Origin of the sequence: Streptomyces luteolus (assembly GCF_029968015.1) — a bacterium.
In the GTDB taxonomy this organism is placed as follows: Bacteria; Actinomycetota; Actinomycetes; order Streptomycetales; family Streptomycetaceae; genus Streptomyces; species Streptomyces luteolus.
Genome location: NZ_JASCIS010000042.1, coordinates 18,320 through 37,825, shown reverse-complemented (window position 1 = coordinate 37,825; position 19,506 = coordinate 18,320). Strand labels below are relative to the sequence as shown.

The following is a 19,506-nucleotide window of genomic DNA, read 5'->3' as shown; positions in this document are numbered from 1 at the left end:
CCCTCAGGATTCCGCGCCCGGCCTGTCCACCAACTCGATCTGGTCCACCGCGTTGCACCAGCGGCAGCGCACGGACTCGATGGTCTCACTGACCACCTCGCGTTCCTCCACCTTCGGCTCACCGGCCAGGTCGAGGTGGACGTACTCCACCACCTTCGACGACCGCGTGACGTCGAAACGCGTGAGGTTGCCGCACAGCGTGCAGCGCCAGCGGGTGGTGTCGGTCGGCAGGGGAACCGTCATCGCGCTCGTGCGCCTTTCCTCGGGTCGTGCTCGCTCGGGCGTGCTCGGTGGGAAACACTCCGTTTCAACCCTACGGCCTGCCGGAGGGCCCGGGTACGCCGCGTCCACGGGCCGGTACGGCGAGGCGGTCTGCCCCGTGCGGCCCCGTTACGTCAGGATCTGTCCCATGAGCGCGGAACGGGGAGCGGCCGGCGGACCGGCCGGGAAGAACAAGGCGGAGAAGAGCAGGCGCGAGCCCAGCCCCGCCGCCCAGGCGCTCAAGCAGTTGCTCCTCGGCAACGGCCCCCTCGTCACGTACACCCTGGTCGCGCTCTATTGCGCGGTGTTCGTGCTCTCCCCAGCCTCCGGTCTGAACGCCGCGTACGGCACCGGCGAGGAGCTGCTCGCCGCGCAGCGCGGCTACTTCCACCGCTGGGGGGTGATCCCGGCCGAGCTGTTGACGGGTGCGCCGCGGGCCGCGCTGACCCCGCTCACCGCGCTGTTCGTGCACGGCAGCTGGCTGCATCTGCTCGGCAACGTGCTGTTCCTGTGCGTGTTCGGGGTGATGGTCGAGGAGCGGATGGGCCACCTCCAGTTCGCCCTCTTCTATCTGGGCTGCGGCGCCCTCGCGCTCTGTGCGTACGCGATGGCGAACGCGGACTCGCAGGCGACCCTCGTCGGCGCCTCCGGGGCGATCTCGGCGGTGCTCGGCGCGTTTCTGCGGCTGTTCCCGAAGGCCCGGGTGACCAGCCTCTTCCCCTTCCTGTTCTTCCTGCCGCTGCGCTTTCCCGCCTGGATCGTGCTGCCGTTCTGGGTGGCCCTGCAGTGGGTGGCGGCCCAGCGCGACACGGGCGGCCCGGGGGTCGCGTATCTGGCGCACCTGGTGGGGTTCTCGCTCGGCTTCGTCTACGCGTGGGTGCGTTATCCCCGTACGGCTAGAGTGAAAGCCACTGCGACGGCCACCGAGGGAGACAGTCAGCCGTGATCACCGCGATCGTGCTCATCAAGACCAGCGTGGACCGGATCCCGGAGATCGCCGAGTCGATCGCCGCGCTGGACAGCGTCAGCGAGGTCTTCTCCGTGACCGGTACGTACGACCTGATCGCCATGGTGCGGGTCGCGCGCCACGACGACCTGGCGGACGTGATCCCGGGCCGGATCAGCAAGATCCCCGGCGTGGAGGGCACGGACACGCATGTGGCGTTCCGTACGTACTCCCAGCACGACCTCGAGGCGGCCTTCGCCATCGGGCTCGACTCCTAGCCGACCCGTAACGACCACGTACGTCATGAGCGGCGCCGGATGAAGGCCCTTTCATCTTCGGCTCATCCTGGCGCCGCCCCCCGTACCGCACGCTCGACGCATGGCCTTCTCCCACCGCATGGCGGCCCTCGCCGCGGTCGTCGCGATCCCGCTCGGCATCGCGGCGACCAGCTACGCCCTCACCGACAGCCCCGAGCCGCCCAAGGCGCCGCCCAAGCTGGAGCTGGAGAGCGGTTCGCCGACCCCGTCCGGCTCGGGTACCGGCTCCCCGAAGCCGGAGCCGACGCCCAGCGACGAGGTGGTCTCCCGGCCGCCGGTGAGCGACGGCCCGACGGACGACGACGATGACGGCGCGGACGACGCCGACGACGACCCCGCCGACTCCGCCGACAAGAACGGCAAGAACGGCAAGTCCGAGCGTGGTGCGGGAGACCGTGACGACGGCTGAACCCGGGCCCGCGAGGTGGATATCGGCGCGCGTCAGGATCCTGCTCTGGCTGCTCGTCGTGATGGCCGTGGCACTCGCCGCCGTCGCCATGACCACCCGCTCCGTCCTGGTCCGCGACGTCGACCACCGCATCGCGCGGCTGCTCGCCCAGGAGACCAGCGAGTTCACCAACTTCGAGGAGCAGGGCTTCGACCCGGAGACGGGCCGCCCGTTCACCGACCCGGACCGGCTGATCCACGTCTTCCTGGAACGGCAGTACGCCGACAACGACGAGGAGCTGCTCGGCCTGGTCGCCCGCGAGGGCCTCTCCCCCGCCCAGCGCGTGCAGCAGCGCGAGATCCCGGTGGAGCGTCCACTGCACAAGGACGGCGCCGCCCGCCGCGCGATCTTCGAGACCGACGAGGCGACCGGCACCCTGCACCGTCCCGAGGGCGAGATCCGCTGGGCGAAGGTGAGCGTCGCCCGGCACGGCGGCGAACCCGAGGCCGCGTTCGTGGTCGCCTTCCACCCGGGGAACGAACTCGCCCGCGTGGACGAGGTGTTCCGCCTGATGCTCGCGATCTCGGGGGTCGCCCTGCTGATGACGACGGGCATCGGCTGGGCCGTCGCGGGCCGCATCCTCAAGCCGGTACGCACGGTCCGCGCCGCCGCCGCCCAGCTGACCGAGCAGGATCTGACCCAGCGCATCCCGGTGCAGGGCCGCGACGACGTGGCGGCGCTCGCCGAGACGTTCAACGCGATGCTGGACCGCCTGGAGCGGGCGTTCGCCGCGCAGCGCGAGTTCGTCGACGACGCCGGGCACGAGCTGCGCACCCCGATCACCATCGTCCGCGGCCATCTGGAGCTGATGGGCGGTGCCACCGAGAGCGCAGCCGAGCGCGAGGAGACCGTCCGCCTGGTCACCGACGAGCTCGACCGGATGAGCCGGATCGTCGAAGACCTGCTGCTGCTCGCCAAGGCCGAGCGGCCGGACTTCGTGACCCCCGCGCCGGTACAGCTCGCGGAGCTCACCGCCGATGTCTTCGTCAAGGCCCGCACCCTCGGCGAGCGCGACTGGCAGCTGCCCGAAGTGGCCGACGGCGAGGCCGGGTTGGACGCCCAGCGGATCACGCAGGCGATGGTCCAGCTGGCCCAGAACGCGGTCCAGCACACCACCGCGGGCCAGACCATCCGCATCGGCTCGCGGCTCGGCGGCCGGCGCGTCGAGCTGTACGTCGCCGACTCCGGACCCGGCGTGCAGCCCCAGGACGCCGAGGTGATCTTCGACCGGTTCCGGCGGGGCACGGCCCGGCGCGGCGCCCGTACGACCGGGGCCGGGCTCGGCCTGTCCATCGTGCGGGCCATCGCCGAGGGCCACCGGGGCGGGGTGCGGCTCGACCCCCCGAGCGGCATGGACGCGGGCGCCACTTTCGTACTCGATCTGCCGCTGGAGGAAGACCGGTGAACCGGATTCTGATCGTCGAGGACGAGGACCGCATCGCCTCGTTCATCGAGAAGGGCCTGCGCGCCAACGGCTTCACCACCACCGTGGTCGGCGACGGCGACGCGGCCTACGACTACGCCCTGACCGGCGGCTTCGACCTGATCGTCCTGGACATCGGACTGCCGGGCCGGGACGGCTTCACGGTCCTGCGGCAGCTGCGCGAGGCCCGCGTCACGGTCCCCGTCCTCGTGCTGACCGCGCGCGACTCCGTACGGGACACGGTGGCCGGTCTCGAAGGCGGCGCCGACGACTGGATGACCAAGCCGTTCCGCTTCGAGGAGCTGCTCGCCCGGGTCCGGCTCCGCCTGCGCACCGCGGCCCGCGCGCCCGAGGTGACGGTGCTGCGCAGCGGGGAGCTGAGCCTGGATCTGCGGACCCGCAGGGCCCGTTCGGGGTCACGGACGGTGGACCTCACGGCCCGCGAGTTCGTGCTGCTCGAACTGTTCCTGCGCCACCCCGGCCAGGTCCTGGCCCGCGAACAGATCCTGTCCCACGTCTGGGGTTACGACTTCGACCCGGGCTCCAACATCGTGGACGTGTACGTCCGCGCGCTGCGCAAGAAGCTCGGCGCCGAGCGGGTGGAGACCGTACGCGGGATGGGGTACCGGCTGCCGGGGCCGTGACCTGCTCTCAGGCGCCGCCGCGCGGTCGGTGAAGTTTCCTTCATTCACGGCTCATTGGAGGCTCACGCCCGCCGCGAAGACTGAGCAGCGTGACAGTGAACCTCCGGCAAGCGGCAACCCTCTGCGTGGCGCTGACCCTCTGCGGGCTGCTGCTCGTCCCCACCAACTTCCCCGGCCTCGACGGTGACGCCCGCCTGACCCTCGCCGTGTTCGCGCTGGCGACGTGCGCGTGGATCGGTACCCCGATCGACGACACCTACATCGCGCTCGGCGCCGGTCTTGCGCTCACCGCGACCGGGGTGATCAGCAGCGACACCCTCTTCGGCACGCTCGGCGACGCGACGGTGTGGCTGCTGATCTGCGCGTTCGTGCTCGCCGCGGCCGTGGCGCGCACGGGGCTCGCGGGGCGGGCGGCGGCGTTTCTGGTCAGCGGGGCGCGCAGCGTGCGGCAGTTGACGCATCTGACGACCGCCGCGCTCGTGGTGACCGCCTTCGCGGTGCCGGCCACCTCGGGACGCGCCGCGCTCGCCCTGCCGGTGTTCCTGGCGCTCGCCAAGGTCCTCTCCGACCGCAAGCGGCTCGTCGTGATGCTGGCGCTGCTCTTCCCGACCGTGATCCTGCTCTCGGCGGTCGCGACACTGATCGGCGCGGGCGCCCACCTGATCACCGTGTCGGTCCTGTGGGAGGCGACCGGTGACCGGATCGGCTTCACCCAGTGGCTGCTGCTCGGCCTGCCGCTCGCCGTCGCCTCGTCCCATCTGGCGGCGGAGATCGTCCTGTTGACGACCACCCGGCGGGCGGACCGGCGCGGGCCGGTCCGGATCACCGCCGACCAGATACAGGAGCACAGCGAGCAGCCGGTCACCGGCCCGCTCTCCTCCGCCGAGGCGCGCTGCGCGCTGCTGCTCGGCACGGTCGTGACGCTGTGGTGCAGCGAGCCGCTGCACCAAGTCCCGCCCGCAGTGGTCGCGTTGATCGGCGCGGTCGTCGCGGCCTCCCCCGCGCTCGGCACCGTACGCCTCAAGGACGCCCTGAAGACCGTGCCCTGGGCGCTGCTGCTCTTCATGGCCGCGACGATGGCGATGGGCGTGGCCCTGGCCGACTCGGGCGCGGCGAAGTGGCTGGTCTCGGGCCTGCCGGTGGCGGTGCCGCCGTGGCTGTTCCTCGCCGTGGTCATCCTGCTCAGCACGGCCGCCCACCTGATCCTGCAGTCCCGCTCGGCCCGCTCGTCGGTCCTGGTCCCGCTGGTCGTGGCGGCGGCGATCGGGGCGGGCGTCAACCCGGTGGCCGCCGCGCTCGCCTCCACGGCAGCCGCGGGCTTCTGCCACACGCTGCCCGCCTCGGCGAAGCCCGTGACGCTCTTCTCCGAGCTGCCGGACACACCCACGTACACCCCGCGCGACCTGCTGCGCCTCTCCGCCGTCCTGGCCCCGGCGACCGCAGCGCTCGTCCTGCTCTTCGCGCTCTCCGTCTGGCCGCTGCTCGGCGTGCCGGTCCTGGACCCCTGAACCTGCCGAACTCTTCGAGGAGTTGGACGATGATGCTGACCCGAATCGCCGTAGCCCCCAGCGGCTTCAAGGAGTCCCTGTCCGCCCAGGCCGCCGCCGAGGCCATCGCCGCGGGGGTGCGCCGCGTCGTCCCGCACGCCGAGGTCGACCTGATCCCGCTGGTCGACGGCGGTGAGGGCACCGCGGCCGCGCTCGCCTCGGCCACCGGCGGCCGTCTCGTCGCCCTACCGGCCACCGGCCCCGTCGGCGAGCGGATCGGCACGCACTTCGCGCTGCTCGGCGGGGACACGGCGGTGGTCGAGATGGCCGCGGTCGCGGGTCTCTCCCTCGTCCCGCGCAGCCTCCGCGACCCGGGCGCCACGACCACGTACGGCGTCGGCGAGCTGATCCGCGCCGCCCTGGACACGGGCGTACGACGCATCCTGGTCGGCTGCGGCGACTCCGGCACGTCGGACGGCGGCGCCGGCGCCCTGCAAGCCCTCGGCGCCCGACTGCTCACCGCCCGGGGGTACGAACTACCGCGCGGGGGCAACGAGTTGAGCCGCCTCGACCGCATCGACCCGACCGGACTCGACCCGCGTCTGAAGGACGTCGAACTCCAGGTCGCCTGCAACCCGTTCAACGTGCTGTGCGGGGAGCGCGGCGTCGCCCGCGTCTTCGGCCCGCAGAAGGGCGCGAGCCCCGCACAGGTGGAGGAGCTGTCGGCGGCCCTGGAGCGCTGGGCCTACGTACTGGAACGCGACCTCGCCGCGACCGACCTGCGCGAGGGGCCCGGCACCGGCGCGTCCGGCGGCCTCGGCGCGGGCCTGGCCGCACTCGGCGCCCACCTGCTCCCCCGCTTCGACGTCCTCCTCGACCACCTGGACCTGGACGCCCGGCTGGCCCGCGCCGACCTGGTCGTCACCGCCGAGGGCGCCCTCGACCACCAGACCCCGCGCGGCAAGGTCCCGGCCGAGGTGGCCCGCCGCGCCAAGCAGTCCGGCCGCCCGGTCCTGGCCCTCGCGGGCACGATCGGCGAGGGCGCCCACCAGGTCCGGGCGGCGGGCGTGGACGCGTACAGCTCGATCCTCCCGGCCCCGGTGTCCCTGCCGGAGGCGCTGGGCAGGGGCGCGGAGTTCCTCACGGACGCGACGGAACGGGCGCTCAGGATGGTGCTGTTGGGAGCCCGGCTCGTGGCGTGAGGGGCGTGCCCCGAAAGGGGCGCGGGGAACTGCGCGCCCAGCCCCAACGGCGGGAACGCCGAACGAACAACCCGATGCGGGGCCCGGGGGCGCAGCCCCCGAAACGGGGGCCCTGGGGCGCAGCCCCGGCACGGCAACCGAGCCGACGGTACGAGCCGGACAACGGAACCTAGGACGCCGAACCCGTGTCCGGCACGCACCGCCCACCCTCGGTCCGGTACGCCCACCGCGCCCCCACCCGCACCAGCTCCCGCACGGCCCGCACGAACCGCTCCACGTGCTCGTCCGGCGTGCCCGCGCCGAAGCTCACGCGGATCGCGTTCAGCGACTTCTCGCCGGGCGCGCCCTCCGGCGCACCGCACTCGCCCTGCTCCTGCGGGTCGCTGCCGAGCAGGGTCCGCACCAGCGGGTGGGCGCAGAACAGGCCGTCCCGTACGCCGATCCCGTACTCGGCGGAGAGCGCGGCCGCGAAGTGCGAGCTGTTCCACCCCTCCACGACGAACGAGAGCACACCCACCCGCGGCGCGTCGTCGCCGAACAGCGAGAGGACCTTCACCTCGGGCACCTCGGCGAACCCGTCCCGTACCAGCCCGATCAGCTGCTGCTCGCGCGCCACCAGCGAGTCGAACCCGGCCTCGGTGAGCGCCTTGCAGGCGGAGGCGATGGAGTACGCGCCGATCACGTTCGGCGAACCGGCCTCGTGCCGCGCGGCGGTGGTGTGCCACTCCACGTCCACGCCACCGTCCGTACGCCGGGCCACGGCCTTCGACGCGCCGCCGCCCGCGAGGTACGGCTCGGCCTCCTGCAGCCAGTCGGCCCGCCCGGCGAGCACACCGGAGCCGAACGGCGCGTACAGCTTGTGCCCGGAGAACGCGACCCAGTCGACGTCCAACTCCCGTACGGAGAGCGGGTGGTGCGGCGCGAGCTGGGCGGCGTCGAGCACGATCCGGGCACCGTGCGCGTGCGCGGCGGCGGCGAGCTCCTTCACCGGCCACAGCTCACCAGTCACGTTGGAGGCGCCGGTGACGCACACCAGTGCCGGACCGTACGGGTCGCGGTCGGCGAGCGCCCGCTCCAGGGTGCTGACGGCCTCACCGGGCGTACGGGGCGCGTTGAGGTACGTGACCCGCGCGTCGCGCCACGGAAGCAACGACGCGTGGTGCTCGGTCTCGAAGACGAAGACCTGGCAGTCGGCGGGCAGCGCGGCGGCGAGCAGGTTCAGGGAGTCGGTGGTGGACCGGGTGAAGACCAACTGGTCGTCCTCGCGGCAGTCGAGGAACTCCTCGACGGTGCGGCGCGCGTTCTCGAACAGGTCGGTGGAGAGCTGCGAGAGGTACCCGGCGCCGCGGTGCACGCTGCCGTAGTACGGGGCGTACGCGGCCACGTCGTCCCAGACGCGCTGCAGGGCGGGCGCGCTGGCGGCGTAGTCGAGGGCCGCGTAGGTCACTTCGCCGCCGGTCACCAGCGGGACGGTGACGTCCCGGCCGAGGACGGGCAGCGGGGAACAGAGGGACTGGTCGGCGGCGGCAGAGGTGGCGACAGACATGGCGAACTCCCGTAAGAGGCAGGCGAATTCACCGCGCCGGACGCAGGTCCGAGCACACACAGGTGTACGAGGACGCGTCGACGACGCGGGAGTGAGGAAAGAAAAAGTGATTACGCGGGAAGGGGCTTGGCGCCCTATCGCATTCGCTTGCTCACGAGACTGCTCCCTTGAGGACCAGGACCCCAGGGTGTGCAGGGGTCCGCGCTTGCCGCAGACCTCGCTGCCTGCGGCCTGGTCTTCACCCGGGGCACCCCGCCACGGACGGAGGGTTGCCGGACAGCGGGCCGGGGCCTCGATCGCTGTCACTCATGACCTGACGAGCATCTTGCCAGAAGATCGAGCACGCGCAAGGCGCAGTCCAGAATCCGGACTGCGCCTCGCGTCACACCGCTCGGTGGTTCAGGAGTTGCTGGCGGCCACCCAGCGGTCGAGTGCCTGCTTCGCGCCCCCGGAGTCGACGGACTCGGCCGCCTTGGCCATCGCGGCCCTGATCTGCTCGACCAGCGGCGCCTCGTCCGGCTCAAGCGCCACGAGCGCCGCCGCGGCGTTGAGCAGCACGGCGTCCCGTACGGGCCCGGTCTCGCCGCTCAGCAGCCGCCGCGCCACATCGGCGTTGTACGACGCGTCCGCGCCCCGCAGCGCCTCCACGGGCACCAGGTCGATCCCGACGTCCCGAGGGTCGAAGGCCTCCTCGCGCACGCTCCCGTCCCGCACGATCCACACCCGCGAGGTGGCGGTGGTGGTGAGCTCGTCCAGGCCGTCGTCCCCGCGGAACACCAGGGCGCTGGAGCCGCGCTGGGCGAGCACTCCGGCGACGATGGGCGCCATCCGCGCGTCGGCGACCCCGGTGGCCTGTGCCTTGACGTGCGCCGGGTTGGTCAGCGGACCCAGGAAGTTGAAGGTCGTCCGGATCCCCAACTCCTTGCGCGCGGCGGCCACATGGCGCAGCGCGGGGTGGAACTTCACGGCGAAGCAGAAGGTGATGCCCGCCTCGCCTGCCACCTCGGCGACGCGCTGCGGCGTCAGCTCCAGGTTGACCCCGAGCTTCTCCAGGACATCCGAGGCACCGCTCGCGCTGGAGGCCGCCCGGTTGCCGTGCTTGACGACCTTGGTGCCGGTGCCGGCCACCACGATCGCGGACATCGTGGAGATGTTGACGGTCTTGGCTCCGTCCCCACCCGTACCGACGATGTCGACGCTGGGGCCCGGCACCTCGATGGTGTTGGCGTGCTCGTACATGGTGCGTACGAGACCGGAGATCTCCTCCACGGTCTCGCCCTTGGCCCGCAGCGCCACCGCGAACCCGGCGATCTGCGCGTCGGTCGCCTCACCGCGCATGATGCGGTCCATCGCCCACGCGGTGTCGTCGGCGCTCTGGTCACGCCCTTCGAGCAGTCCGTTCAGTACGTCGGGCCAGGTACGGCCCGCCGCGTGGTCGCCTCCAGCGGGGGTCGTAGCGCTACTCATGGCTACTCCTGGTCTCGTACGTACGTGATGGGTGTGGGCCCAGCCTAGCCAAGCCCGGGGACGGCAAAGAGCCCCGTCCGTTGAATGGACGGGGCTCTCGCCGTGGCGTTCAGCTACAGCTGGCGGGGATCAGTGGTGGCCGTGGCCGCTGGTGATCTCCTTGTACTCGTCCGCCGTGGGCTTGGGGATCTGGTTGTCCTCCCCGTAGTAGCCCTTGGAGAGCTTGGCCCGGAGCTTCTCGCCGCGCGACAGCTTGCGCCTGACGCCGTGCTCGTCGACCTCGGGGCCGAGCTCGAACGGCTTGTACTGCTCGTGCGCGGTGAGGGTGTGCAGCTGCTCCTGGTTGAGCGGCTCGTGCACCTCGATGAACTCGCCGTGCGGCAGGCGCTTGATGATGCCGGACTCGCGCCCGTGCAGCACCTTCTCCTTGTCGCGCCGCTGCAGACCCAGGCAGATCCGCTTGGTGATGACGAACGCGAGGACGGGAGCGACGAAGAACGCGATCCGGACGAACCAGGTGATCGAGTTGATCGACAGGTGGAAGTGGGTCGCCCAGAGGTCGTTTCCACCACCGACGAGCAGGACGAAGTACCAGGTCAGCCACGCGACACCGAAGGCCGTACGGGTCGGCGCGTTGCGCGGGCGGTCCAGGATGTGGTGCTCGCGCTTGTCGCCGGTGACCCAGGACTCGATGAACGGGTAGACCGCGATCGCCGCGAGGACCAGCGGGAAGATCACCAGCGGGATGAACACACCCAGGACGAGCGTGTGACCCCAGAGGTTGATCTCCCAGCCCGGCATCACACGGATCAGGCCTTCGGAGAAGCCCATGTACCAGTCGGGCTGCGCACCGGTGGACACCTGATCCGGCCGGTACGGGCCGATCGCCCAGATCGGGTTGATCGTGGCGATCGCCGAGACGACGGCGATGACACCGAAGACCAGGAAGAAGAAGCCACCGGCCTTGGCCATGTAGACCGGGAGCAGCGGCATGCCGACCACGTTCTTGTTGGACCGGCCGGGACCCGCGAACTGAGTGTGCTTGTGGTAGAAGACCAGGATCAGGTGGGCCACGAGCAGGCCCATCATGATGCCGGGCAGCAGCAGGATGTGCACCGAGTAGAACCGGGCCACGAAGTCGCCGCCGGGGAACTCACCGCCGAACAGGAACATCGACAGGTACGTGCCGACGATCGGGACGGACAGGATCGCGCCCTGCATGAAGCGGACACCCGTACCGGACAGCAGGTCGTCCGGGAGCGAGTAGCCGGTGAAGCCGGTGAACATGCCGAGTACGAGCAGCAGGAAGCCGAACAGCCAGTTGACCTCGCGCGGCTTGCGGAACGCGCCGGTGAAGAAGACGCGCATCATGTGCACGAGCATCGCCGCGACGAAGATCAGCGCGGCCCAGTGGTGGATCTGCCGGATCAGCAGACCGCCGCGGACCTCGAAGCTGATGTGCATCGTCGAGTTGAAGGCCTCGGACATCAGCTGACCCTGCAGCGGGACGTAACTGCCCGCGTACTCCACCTCGTTCATCGACGGGTGGAAGAACAGCGTCAGGTACACACCCGTGAGGATGATGATGATGAAGCTGTAGAGGCAGATCTCGCCCAGCATGAAGGACCAGTGGTCCGGGAAGATCTTCCGCATGTTGGCCTTGGCCAGGGAGTAGATCCCAAGGCGGCCGTCGGCCCAGTCGGCTACGCGCTCGCCGGCCGGTGCCTTCCTCTTGCTGTCTGTGTTGGTGCTCATCCGCGCTCCCAGAAGGAAGGACCGACGGGCTCTTCGAAGTCGCCGAGCGCCTCGAGGTAGCCCTCCTCGTTCACACCGATGCGCAGCTGCGGCAGGGCGTGACCGGCCGGGCCGAAGATCACTCGGGCACCGTCGGAGAGGTCGAAGGTGGACTGGTGGCACGGGCAGAGGGCGTGGTGCGTCTGCTGCTCGTACAGGGAGATCGGGCAGCCCACGTGGGTGCAGATCTTCGAGTAGGCCACGATGCCCTCGTGCGACCACTCGAGCTCGCGCTTGTCCTTGATGTCCTCCGGCTGGATGCGGACGATCATCAGGGCGGCCTTGGCGATCTCGGTCTGGAAGTCGTGGTCGTGCTCCGACATGCCCTCGGGCATGGCGAAGGTCAGCGAACCCACGGCGACGTCCTCGGGACGAAGCGGCTCGTGCGTGTTCATGTTCACGAGCATCTTGCCCCGTGCCCAGCGCGTGTGCCGCAGCTTGTCCTCGGGCAGCGGCCCCAGGTCACGCAGCAGGATGACGCCGGAGAGCGGTACGAGGGCCATGGCGCCGAACATCGTGTTGCGGATCAGCTTGCGCCGACCGAAGCCGGACTCCTCGGCGCCTGCCGCGAAGTCGGACATGACCTTGGCGCGGACCTCGGGCTCGGCCTCGATCGCGTGCCGCTCGTCGACGATCTCCACGTCGGACATCAGGGTGCGGGCCCAGTGGACCGCGCCCGCGCCGATACAGAAGAGCGCGATGCCGAGAGTGACACCCAGCGCGAAGTTCAGCGCGCTGATGTGCCCGATCGGCCAGATGTAGACGATCTTCTCGACCGGGAAGGCCACGTACGAGGCGATGAAGCCGATCGTGGCGAGCATCGAGATCGTGAACAGCAGGGCGACCGTACGCTCGGAGCTCTTGGCGGCCCGCTCGTCGACGTCCTGGACCCGGTGCTCGTGCGGGGGCAGACCCGGGTCCGCGAACGGGTGCTCGTCCGCGGTCTTCTGCAGGGTGTGCCCGGCAGCGTCCTGCTCGCTCGGCAGGTTCTCTTCTGGAATGTCTTGGCTACTCATGACTTCTTGGCCTTTGCGGTCCGGGCGGCTACCCACACGGCGACCGCGATCATCACGCCGAGACCGAAGATCCAGGCGAACAGACCCTCGCTGACGGGGCCGAGGCCGCCCAGACTGAGTCCGCCCGGGCTGGGGGTCTCGTCACCGTTGACCGCGTCGATGTACGCGATGATGTCCTTCTTCTCCTTCTCCGGCATCGTCGTGTCGGGGAAGGACGGCATGTTCTGCGGGCCGGTCTGCATGGCCTCGTAGATGTGCTTCGGAGACACGCCCTCAAGGCTCGGCGCGAACTTGCCGTGTGTCAGGGCGCCACCCTCACCGGTGAAGTTGTGGCACTGCGCGCAGTTGCTGCGGAACAGTTCGCCACCCTTGCCGATGTCGGCACCCTCGGGGTTGTACTGCTTGTCGGTCGGCACCGCGGGACCGGCACCGAGCGAAGCCACGTACGCGGCGAGCTGGTCGATCTCGGCCTGGTTGTAGATGTTCTTCTTCTTCGGCACCTGGGCGCCGGGCTGCTGGGCCGGCATACGGCCGGTGCCCACCTGGAAGTCCACCGCCGCGGCGCCGACGCCCACGAGGCTCGGGCCGTCGGAAGTGCCCTGACCGCCGGTGCCGTGGCAGCTGGCGCAGCCGACGGCGTAGAGCTTCTTGCCCTCGTCGATGGCGAGGGACTGGGCGGTTTCATCGGCCTGCGCCTTGTCCGCGGGTGCGAACGCGGCGTACAGCCCCCCGGTGGCCGCCAGCGCGAGGAGTAGGACGACGACCGCCGCCAGTGGATGGCGTCGTCGTGCGGAGAGCTTTTTCACGGATTACCCCGGTGTCAGGATCTTCTGCGTCGATGCTTCTGGAATGTGATGGACGGCGGGTCCGTCGTTCGGACCCGGGCCCGGTTACTTGATCATGTAGATCGTGGCGAAGAGGCCGATCCAGACGACATCGACGAAGTGCCAGTAGTAGGACACGACGATGGCGGAGGTTGCCTGCTCGTGAGTGAACCTCTTGGCCGCGTACGTCCTGCCGAGAACCAGCAGGAAGGCGATCAGACCGCCCGTCACGTGCAGACCGTGGAAGCCGGTGGTCAGGTAGAACACCGAGCCGTACGGGTCGGACGAGAGCGAGAGGCCCTCGTGCTTGACCAGCTCGGTGTACTCGAAGACCTGACCGCCGATGAAGATCGCGCCCATGATGAAGGTCACGATGAACCAGGACCGGAGCTTCTTCACATCACCGCGCTCGGCGGCGAAGACGCCGAGCTGGCAGGTGAGCGAGGAGAGCACCAGGATCGTGGTGTTCGTCGCCGAGAAGGGGAAGTTCAGGGCCGAGGCCATTTCCTTCCAGTGTTCGGCACCCGTGACCGAACGAAGGGTGAAGTACATCGCGAAGAGGGCCGCGAAGAACATCAGCTCGGAACTCAACCAGATGATGGTTCCGACGCTGGTGAGGTTCGGTCGATTGACCGGCGGGTGCGCGTGCCCCTTGTCTACTGTCATTGCTGTCGCCACGCCGACATTATGTCGGTCGCTTATCCAGCCCTCACTCCGGGGGGTGCCGTTCGGAGTGTTCCCCGCCCATGTCCAGCCCGGATGGCCCATCAGCGGCCTGTTCGTACCGGTGTTGACAGGGTGTCGGACGGAGTAGCATCCGCGCATCGGCCCCGAGTCGACCGGCCGGGCCCTGCACCTCGACGAAGCGGAGCAACCATGAAGTCGACCGCCACGGTCCTGGTCTACAGCGACAACGCGAACACCCGCGAGCAAGTGCGGTTGGCGACGGGACGCAGGCCGGCCGCGGACGTTCCCCGGGTCGAGTTCATCGAGTGCGCGACACAGGCCGCGGTCCTCAAGGAACTGCAGGGCGGCGGTGTGGACGTCTGCGTCCTGGACGGCGAGGCGGTGCCCGCGGGCGGCATGGGCGTGTGCCGGCAGATCAAGGACGAGGTCTTCCAGGCCCCGCCGGTGCTGCTGCTCATCGGCCGCCCTCAGGACGCCTGGCTGGCCACGTGGAGCCGTGCGGAGGCGGCGGTGACGCTGCCCGTGGACCCGGTCGAGTTCGCGGACTCCCTGGCCGCCCTGCTGCGCCGCCGCCCGACCGCGACCGCCTGAGGCCGCTCCCCCGCTCCGACCGCCACCCCTGCCTCGTACGCGCCGACGGCCGTACGGCGCAGGGGTGTCGGGCATTCCGGGCGGTTCAGACCTGCGGGCGCAGGCGGGCCGCGTCGACCGGGGTCTGGCCCTCGCGGGTGTCGGCGAGGAGCACGCTGCCCTTGCGCCAGTCCTTCCAGTCCATGTTCCAGTCGCCGAGGCCGTTGCCGAAGGTGGGCATGTCCTCGCCGTAGCTGTTGATCGTCTTGACGATGTCGCCCTGGCGCAGAGTCTCGAACAGCCAGGCGGCGTTGCCGGTGCTCATGCCCACGCAGCCGTGGCTGGTGTTGGCGTAGCCGTGCGAGCCGGCGGACCAGGGCGCGGCGTGCAGATACTCGCCGGTGTCGGTCACGCGGGTCGCGTAGTACACCATCTTGTCGTAGAAGTCCGAGGCGCCGATGCTGGCGCTGGTCATGCGGACCACGTACTCCTGGCCGAGGACGACCTTGACGCCGTTGCGCGTGGAGTAGCCGGGCCTGCCGGCGGTGACCGGCACGGAGTTGATCTCCTCGCCGTTGCGGTAGACCGTCATGTAGTGCGAGCCGGCGTCCACTACGGCCTCGACTCGGTCGCCCGTCTGGAACTTCACGGGCTTGGTGTCGGTGCCCCACAGGCTGTCGCTGACCTTGATGCCCTCCAGGTTGGAGCGGACCTCGACGGTGGCCTTGGTGGGCCAGTACTCCTTCGGGCGGTAGTGCAGCGTCTTGCTGTCGACCCAGTGCCAGGAGCCCTCGGCCGCGGGCACCGAGCGGACGGTCAGGGCGCGTTCGACGATCGACCTGGCCTGCTTGCCCTTGACGGCCTTGCTGAGCTTCGCGGTGACGGGCTGTCCGACGCCGTACGTGCCCTTCTCCGGGCCGAACTCGACCTTCAGGAGCTTCTTCTTGGGGGTGTCCGTGTCGAAGCTGAGGAGCTTGCTTCCGGGCGCCCCTTCCTTGTCCTCCGTGCTGACCTTCACCGTGTAGTGCACGCCGGCCGCGAGCGGGCTCGTGCTGTGCCAGCGGGTGCCGTCGGCGGAGAGTTCGCCCGCGACGTAACGGCCGAGCGAGTCGGTGGCCGTGACGTCCGTGATACGCCCCTCCTCGCCCTGGGCGGTCACCTCCAGGGGCTTCTCCGGATCCGCCTTCTTCGTACCGCCGTCGGGCCCGTTGAAGGCGATCTGGCCGGCCGCGTCGTAGGGCTTCGCCGAGAGCGGATGACTGTCGGAGCTGCCGCACGCGGTCGCTCCCGCGCCGAGCGCGACGACCAGCACTGTGCAGCTCATAACCGTGGTGATGCGCGGTGAGTTGCTCATGACCACACGCTATGAAGATTCGTCAGCGGCGGCGCGCCGAGTGGTCCATACGGGGGGCCGTGGGTTGCTGCACAAGAGGGGCCCGGACGCTCCTTGCGGAGTGTCCGGGCCCCTCTTGCGGTGCTCCGTGCTAACGGCTCACTGGTTCTGGTTCTCGCCGCGGTAGTACTCGTACACCCAGCCCCACAGACCGACCAGGATCAGCGGAGCGGAGAAGTACAGCAGCCACCAGCCGAACACGACGCCCATGAAGGCGAGCGCGCCACCGACGGCCAGGGAGAGCGGCTGCCAGCTGTGCGGGCTGAAGAAGCCCACCTCGCCGGCCTCGTCCGCGACATCGGCCTCCTTGTTGTCCTGCGCCATGGCGTCGACCCGCCGGGCCGTGAAGGCCAGGTAGTAGCCGATCATCACGCAGAGCCCGAAGGCCAGGAAGAGCGCCGTGGTACCGGCCGGCTCCTTCGACCACACGCCATAGACGATCGCCATGGCGAGGACGAAGACGCTCAGCCAGATGAACATCTTGCCCTGGATCTTCACTTGCCGGCCTCCTTGCCGCCCGCGAGCGCCTTGTCCGCGTCGCCGCCGTGACCGAGCTGCTCGAGCGCCGCGATCTCAGGGTGGTGCAGGTCGAACGCCGGGGATTCGGAGCGGATCCGCGGCAGGGTGAGGAAGTTGTGCCGCGGCGGCGGGCAGGACGTGGCCCACTCGAGCGAACGGCCGTAGCCCCAGGGGTCGTCGACCTCGATCTTCTTGCCGTACTTGGCCGTCTTCCAGATGTTGTAGAAGAACGGCAGGATCGACAGGCCGAGCACGAACGAGGAAATGGTCGAGAGCGTGTTCAGAGCGGTGAAGCCGTCGGCCGCGAGGTAGTCCGCGTAACGCCGCGGCATGCCCTCGGCACCGAGCCAGTGCTGCACCAGGAACGTGCCGTGGAAGCCCACGAACAGCGTCCAGAAAGTGATCTTGCCGAGCCGCTCGTCGAGCATCTTGCCGGTCATCTTCGGCCACCAGAAGTGGAATCCGGAGAACATCGCGAAGACCACGGTTCCGAAGACGACGTAGTGGAAGTGCGCGACCACGAAGTACGAGTCCGAGACGTGGAAGTCCATCGGCGGCGAGGCCAGGATGACGCCGGTCAGACCACCGAAGGTGAAGGTGATCAGGAAGCCGACGGCCCAGAGCATCGGGGTCTCGAAACTCAAGGACCCCTTCCACATCGTTCCGATCCAGTTGAAGAACTTCACGCCGGTTGGCACGGCGATGAGGAACGTCATGAAGGAGAAGAACGGTAGGAGCACGCCACCGGTGACGTACATGTGGTGCGCCCACACCGTCACGGAAAGACCGGCGATCGCGATGGTCGCACCGATCAGGCCCATGTAACCGAACATCGGCTTACGGGAGAAGACCGGGATGACCTCGGAAATGATTCCGAAGAATGGCAGGGCGATGATGTACACCTCTGGGTGTCCGAAGAACCAGAAGAGGTGTTGCCACAACAAGGCGCCGCCATTGGCCGCGTCGAAGATATGCGCACCGAATTTGCGGTCCGCCTCCAGGGCGAACAGCGCGGCCGCCAGGACCGGGAAGGCCAGCAGGACCAGGACGGCGGTCAGCAGCACGTTCCAGGTGAAGATCGGCATCCGGAACATCGTCATGCCGGGGGCACGCATGCAGATGATCGTGGTGATGAAGTTGACCGAACCGAGGATCGTGCCGAAGCCGGAGAAGGCCAGACCCATGATCCACATGTCGGCACCGATGCCCGGCGAACGGACCGCGTCCGACAGCGGGGAGTAGGCGAACCAGCCGAAGTCGGCCGCGCCCTGCGGCGTGAGGAATCCGCCCACCGCGATCAGCGAGCCGAAGAGGTACAGCCAGTACGCGAACATGTTCAGCCGCGGGAACGCCACGTCGGGCGCGCCGATCTGCAGCGGCATGATCCAGTTGGCGAATCCGGCGAACAGCGGCGTCGCGAACATCAGCAGCATGATCGTGCCGTGCATCGTGAACGCCTGGTTGAACTGCTCGTTCGACATGATCTGCGTGCCGGGACGGGCCAGTTCGGCGCGCATGAAGAGCGCCATCAGACCGCCGATGCAGAAGAACGCGAACGACGTGACCAGGTAAAGCGTGCCGATCGTCTTGTGGTCGGTGGTGGTCAGCCACTTCACGACCACGTTGCCGGGCTGCCTGCGCCGAACCGGGAGCTCGTTTTCGTACGAGTCTTCATCAGCTGCGGCAGCACCCTGGGGTTCATTGAGGATGCTCACAGTTGGTTCTTCTCCGCATTCCTGGCCGGGTCCGTCTGCTCGATGCCGGACGGGATGTAGCCGGTCTGCCCCTTCTCGGCCAGCTCCTTCAGGTGCTGCTGGTAGCGCTCCGGGGAGACGACCTTGACGTTGAACAGCATCCGGGAGTGGTCGACGCCGCAGAGCTCGGCGCACTTGCCCATGAAGGTGCCCTCCTTGTTGGGGGTCACCTCGAAGGTGTTGGTGTGGCCCGGAATGACGTCCTGCTTCATCAGGAACGGCACCACCCAGAAGGAGTGGATGACGTCACGCGAAGTCAGAATGAAGCGGACCTTCTCGCCCTTCGGCAGCCACAGGGTCGGGCCCGGGTTGCCGTTCTGCGGGTTCCGGGTGCCGGGCGTACCGACGTTGTAGACACCGCCGGCGTTCTCCGGGAAGTCCTTCTGGAACTTGTCCGGAATCGCCGCGAGGTTCTCGTCGCCCTTGGCGTCGCCGTCGGAACCGGGGACGTTCTCGATGTAGTTGAAGCCCCAGCTCCACTGGAAGCCCACCACGTTCACGGTGTGCTTCGGCTTGTCGGAGAGTGCGAGGAGCTTCGATTCATCGCGTGCGGTGAAGTAGAAGAGCACCGAAACGATGATGAGCGGAACCACGGTGTACAGCGCCTCGATGGGCATGTTGTACCGGGTCTGCGGAGGAACCTCGACCTTGGTGCGGCTGCGCCGGTGGAAGACAACGCTCCACAGGATCAGGCCCCACACGAGCACGCCGGTGGCGAGCGCCGCGGCCCACGAGCCCTGCCACAGGGAGAGGATCCGAGGAGCCTCTTCCGTGACGGGCGTGGGCATTCCAAGCCGAGGGAAGTCCTTGTATGTGCAACCGGTCGCGGTCGCCAGGACCAGGCCCGCAGTCAGCACCTGCGGCAGCTTCCGCCGCATCGGGCGCCGCGACGAGCGGTCGGAGCCGTTGGGACTCACGTAGCGCCTTCCCGAGAGTCTCGCCCGCTCGGCCGGGCTCGGCCGGTGATGCTGTCGGTCGGGCTCCGGTCCCTGTACGGGCAGGGGTTTGGATGTTTATGCGGACCAAACCCTACTGGACGCTATTTGGGGTCGCGCGGGGAGGGTGCCCAACGCGCCGCCGCACGACCCGAAGGGGTGGCCGGAACCCCTCTGCCGAGGCCCAACACCGCACGTGAAAGGGCAACTGACGCCCCCTCCAGAGATACCGACAGCCAGTCGGCGAAGGCCCCGGAACGAACCCTTCCGACG

General features: G+C 69.3%; 19 protein-coding genes and 1 riboswitch. Of the genes, 8 read left to right on the top strand and 11 right to left on the bottom strand.

The window, feature by feature from the left end:
* Positions 1–3: 3 nt before the first annotated feature.
* On the bottom strand, positions 4–243 hold the full coding sequence (locus QIT00_RS30260; protein ID WP_161699610.1) for a hypothetical protein: 240 nt from the start codon (positions 241–243) through the stop codon (positions 4–6).
* 166 nt (positions 244–409) lie between these two features.
* Here QIT00_RS30260 and QIT00_RS30255 point away from each other — a divergent pair, with 166 nt between their 5' ends.
* The 7 genes from QIT00_RS30255 to QIT00_RS30225 all read left to right on the top strand — a co-directional run bounded on the left by QIT00_RS30255 (position 410) and on the right by QIT00_RS30225 (position 6,728).
* The gene (locus QIT00_RS30255; RefSeq protein ID WP_282538628.1) at positions 410–1,207 is read left to right on the top strand and encodes a rhomboid family intramembrane serine protease; all 798 of its coding nucleotides are present in this window, start codon (positions 410–412) and stop codon (positions 1,205–1,207) included.
* Positions 1,204–1,485, top strand: a complete 282-nt coding sequence (locus QIT00_RS30250) for an Lrp/AsnC family transcriptional regulator (RefSeq protein WP_161699606.1) — start codon at positions 1,204–1,206, stop codon at positions 1,483–1,485. The genes QIT00_RS30255 and QIT00_RS30250 overlap by 4 nt, the downstream gene beginning before the upstream one ends.
* A 100-nt stretch (positions 1,486–1,585) precedes the next feature.
* Positions 1,586–1,933, top strand: a complete 348-nt coding sequence (locus QIT00_RS30245) for a small secreted hydrophilic protein (RefSeq protein WP_282538627.1) — start codon at positions 1,586–1,588, stop codon at positions 1,931–1,933.
* Complete coding sequence (locus tag QIT00_RS30240; RefSeq protein WP_282538626.1) at positions 1,920–3,377, top strand: sensor histidine kinase; 1,458 nt, start codon at positions 1,920–1,922, stop codon at positions 3,375–3,377. The genes QIT00_RS30245 and QIT00_RS30240 overlap by 14 nt, the downstream gene beginning before the upstream one ends.
* Positions 3,374–4,039 carry a response regulator transcription factor gene (locus QIT00_RS30235; protein WP_282538625.1) on the top strand — a complete coding sequence of 222 codons (666 nt, stop codon included), beginning with the start codon at positions 3,374–3,376 and terminating at the stop codon, positions 4,037–4,039. The genes QIT00_RS30240 and QIT00_RS30235 overlap by 4 nt, the downstream gene beginning before the upstream one ends.
* 89 nt (positions 4,040–4,128) lie before the next feature.
* The gene (locus tag QIT00_RS30230) at positions 4,129–5,547 is read left to right on the top strand and encodes an SLC13 family permease (RefSeq protein ID WP_282538624.1); all 1,419 of its coding nucleotides are present in this window, start codon (positions 4,129–4,131) and stop codon (positions 5,545–5,547) included.
* Between the two features lie 32 nt (positions 5,548–5,579).
* Positions 5,580–6,728, top strand: coding sequence for a glycerate kinase family protein (locus QIT00_RS30225; RefSeq protein WP_282538651.1), 1,149 nt, complete (start codon positions 5,580–5,582; stop codon positions 6,726–6,728).
* Between the two features lie 169 nt (positions 6,729–6,897).
* Here the strand turns inward: QIT00_RS30225 and QIT00_RS30220 are convergent, their stop codons facing one another.
* The 6 genes from QIT00_RS30220 to ctaE form a co-directional block, all read right to left on the bottom strand.
* Complete coding sequence (locus tag QIT00_RS30220; protein ID WP_282538623.1) at positions 6,898–8,274, bottom strand: aminotransferase class V-fold PLP-dependent enzyme; 1,377 nt, start codon at positions 8,272–8,274, stop codon at positions 6,898–6,900.
* A gap of 196 nt (positions 8,275–8,470) precedes the next feature.
* A riboswitch (SAM riboswitch) is annotated at positions 8,471–8,588 on the bottom strand.
* 85 nt (positions 8,589–8,673) lie between these two features.
* Entirely contained in the window at positions 8,674–9,741 is a 1,068-nt protein-coding gene (trpD, locus tag QIT00_RS30215) for an anthranilate phosphoribosyltransferase (protein WP_282538622.1), read from the bottom strand.
* Positions 9,742–9,870: 129 nt separating this feature from the next.
* The gene (gene qcrB, locus QIT00_RS30210; protein ID WP_282538621.1) at positions 9,871–11,496 is read right to left on the bottom strand and encodes a cytochrome bc1 complex cytochrome b subunit; all 1,626 of its coding nucleotides are present in this window, start codon (positions 11,494–11,496) and stop codon (positions 9,871–9,873) included.
* On the bottom strand, positions 11,493–12,551 hold the full coding sequence (gene qcrA, locus QIT00_RS30205; protein WP_282538620.1) for a cytochrome bc1 complex Rieske iron-sulfur subunit: 1,059 nt from the start codon (positions 12,549–12,551) through the stop codon (positions 11,493–11,495). The genes qcrB and qcrA overlap by 4 nt, the downstream gene beginning before the upstream one ends.
* Complete coding sequence (gene qcrC / locus QIT00_RS30200; RefSeq protein WP_282538619.1) at positions 12,548–13,357, bottom strand: cytochrome bc1 complex diheme cytochrome c subunit; 810 nt, start codon at positions 13,355–13,357, stop codon at positions 12,548–12,550. Before qcrC ends, qcrA begins: the two co-directional genes overlap by 4 nt.
* Positions 13,358–13,441: 84 nt before the next feature.
* On the bottom strand, positions 13,442–14,041 hold the full coding sequence (gene ctaE / locus QIT00_RS30195; protein WP_282538618.1) for an aa3-type cytochrome oxidase subunit III: 600 nt from the start codon (positions 14,039–14,041) through the stop codon (positions 13,442–13,444).
* Positions 14,042–14,251: 210 nt separating this feature from the next.
* On the opposite strand from ctaE, the gene QIT00_RS30190 reads away from it, so the two are divergent.
* Positions 14,252–14,653 carry a DNA-binding transcriptional response regulator gene (locus tag QIT00_RS30190; RefSeq protein WP_282538617.1) on the top strand — a complete coding sequence of 134 codons (402 nt, stop codon included), beginning with the start codon at positions 14,252–14,254 and terminating at the stop codon, positions 14,651–14,653.
* Between the two features lie 85 nt (positions 14,654–14,738).
* Here QIT00_RS30190 and QIT00_RS30185 read toward each other — a convergent pair whose 3' ends face one another.
* The 4 genes from QIT00_RS30185 to ctaC all read right to left on the bottom strand — a co-directional run bounded on the left by QIT00_RS30185 (position 14,739) and on the right by ctaC (position 19,215).
* A complete protein-coding gene (locus QIT00_RS30185) occupies positions 14,739–15,986 on the bottom strand; it encodes a L,D-transpeptidase (protein ID WP_282538616.1) in 1,248 nt (415 codons plus the stop codon).
* Between the two features lie 138 nt (positions 15,987–16,124).
* Positions 16,125–16,523, bottom strand: coding sequence for a cytochrome c oxidase subunit 4 (locus QIT00_RS30180; protein WP_282538615.1), 399 nt, complete (start codon positions 16,521–16,523; stop codon positions 16,125–16,127).
* Positions 16,520–18,259: an aa3-type cytochrome oxidase subunit I gene (gene ctaD, locus QIT00_RS30175; protein ID WP_282538614.1), complete on the bottom strand. Its 1,740-nt coding sequence runs from the start codon at positions 18,257–18,259 to the stop codon at positions 16,520–16,522. Before ctaD ends, QIT00_RS30180 begins: the two co-directional genes overlap by 4 nt.
* Entirely contained in the window at positions 18,256–19,215 is a 960-nt protein-coding gene (gene ctaC / locus QIT00_RS30170) for an aa3-type cytochrome oxidase subunit II (RefSeq protein WP_282538613.1), read from the bottom strand. The genes ctaD and ctaC overlap by 4 nt, the downstream gene beginning before the upstream one ends.
* Between the last annotated feature and the right edge of the window lie 291 nt (positions 19,216–19,506).

Excerpts from the sequence above, each read along its gene's own strand:
- QIT00_RS30260 (WP_161699610.1), bottom strand. The coding sequence starts at position 243 with ATGACGGTTCCCCTGCCGACCGACACCACCCGCTGGCGCTGCACGCTG.
- QIT00_RS30255 (WP_282538628.1), top strand. The coding sequence starts at position 410 with ATGAGCGCGGAACGGGGAGCGGCCGGCGGACCGGCCGGGAAGAACAAG.
- QIT00_RS30245 (WP_282538627.1), top strand. The coding sequence starts at position 1,586 with ATGGCCTTCTCCCACCGCATGGCGGCCCTCGCCGCGGTCGTCGCGATC.
- QIT00_RS30225 (WP_282538651.1), top strand. The coding sequence starts at position 5,580 with ATGCTGACCCGAATCGCCGTAGCCCCCAGCGGCTTCAAGGAGTCCCTG.
- QIT00_RS30220 (WP_282538623.1), bottom strand. The coding sequence starts at position 8,274 with ATGTCTGTCGCCACCTCTGCCGCCGCCGACCAGTCCCTCTGTTCCCCG.
- trpD (WP_282538622.1), bottom strand. The coding sequence starts at position 9,741 with ATGAGTAGCGCTACGACCCCCGCTGGAGGCGACCACGCGGCGGGCCGT.
- qcrB (WP_282538621.1), bottom strand. The coding sequence starts at position 11,496 with ATGAGCACCAACACAGACAGCAAGAGGAAGGCACCGGCCGGCGAGCGC.
- qcrA (WP_282538620.1), bottom strand. The coding sequence starts at position 12,551 with ATGAGTAGCCAAGACATTCCAGAAGAGAACCTGCCGAGCGAGCAGGAC.
- ctaE (WP_282538618.1), bottom strand. The coding sequence starts at position 14,041 with ATGACAGTAGACAAGGGGCACGCGCACCCGCCGGTCAATCGACCGAAC.
- QIT00_RS30190 (WP_282538617.1), top strand. The coding sequence starts at position 14,252 with ATGAAGTCGACCGCCACGGTCCTGGTCTACAGCGACAACGCGAACACC.
- QIT00_RS30185 (WP_282538616.1), bottom strand. The coding sequence starts at position 15,986 with ATGAGCAACTCACCGCGCATCACCACGGTTATGAGCTGCACAGTGCTG.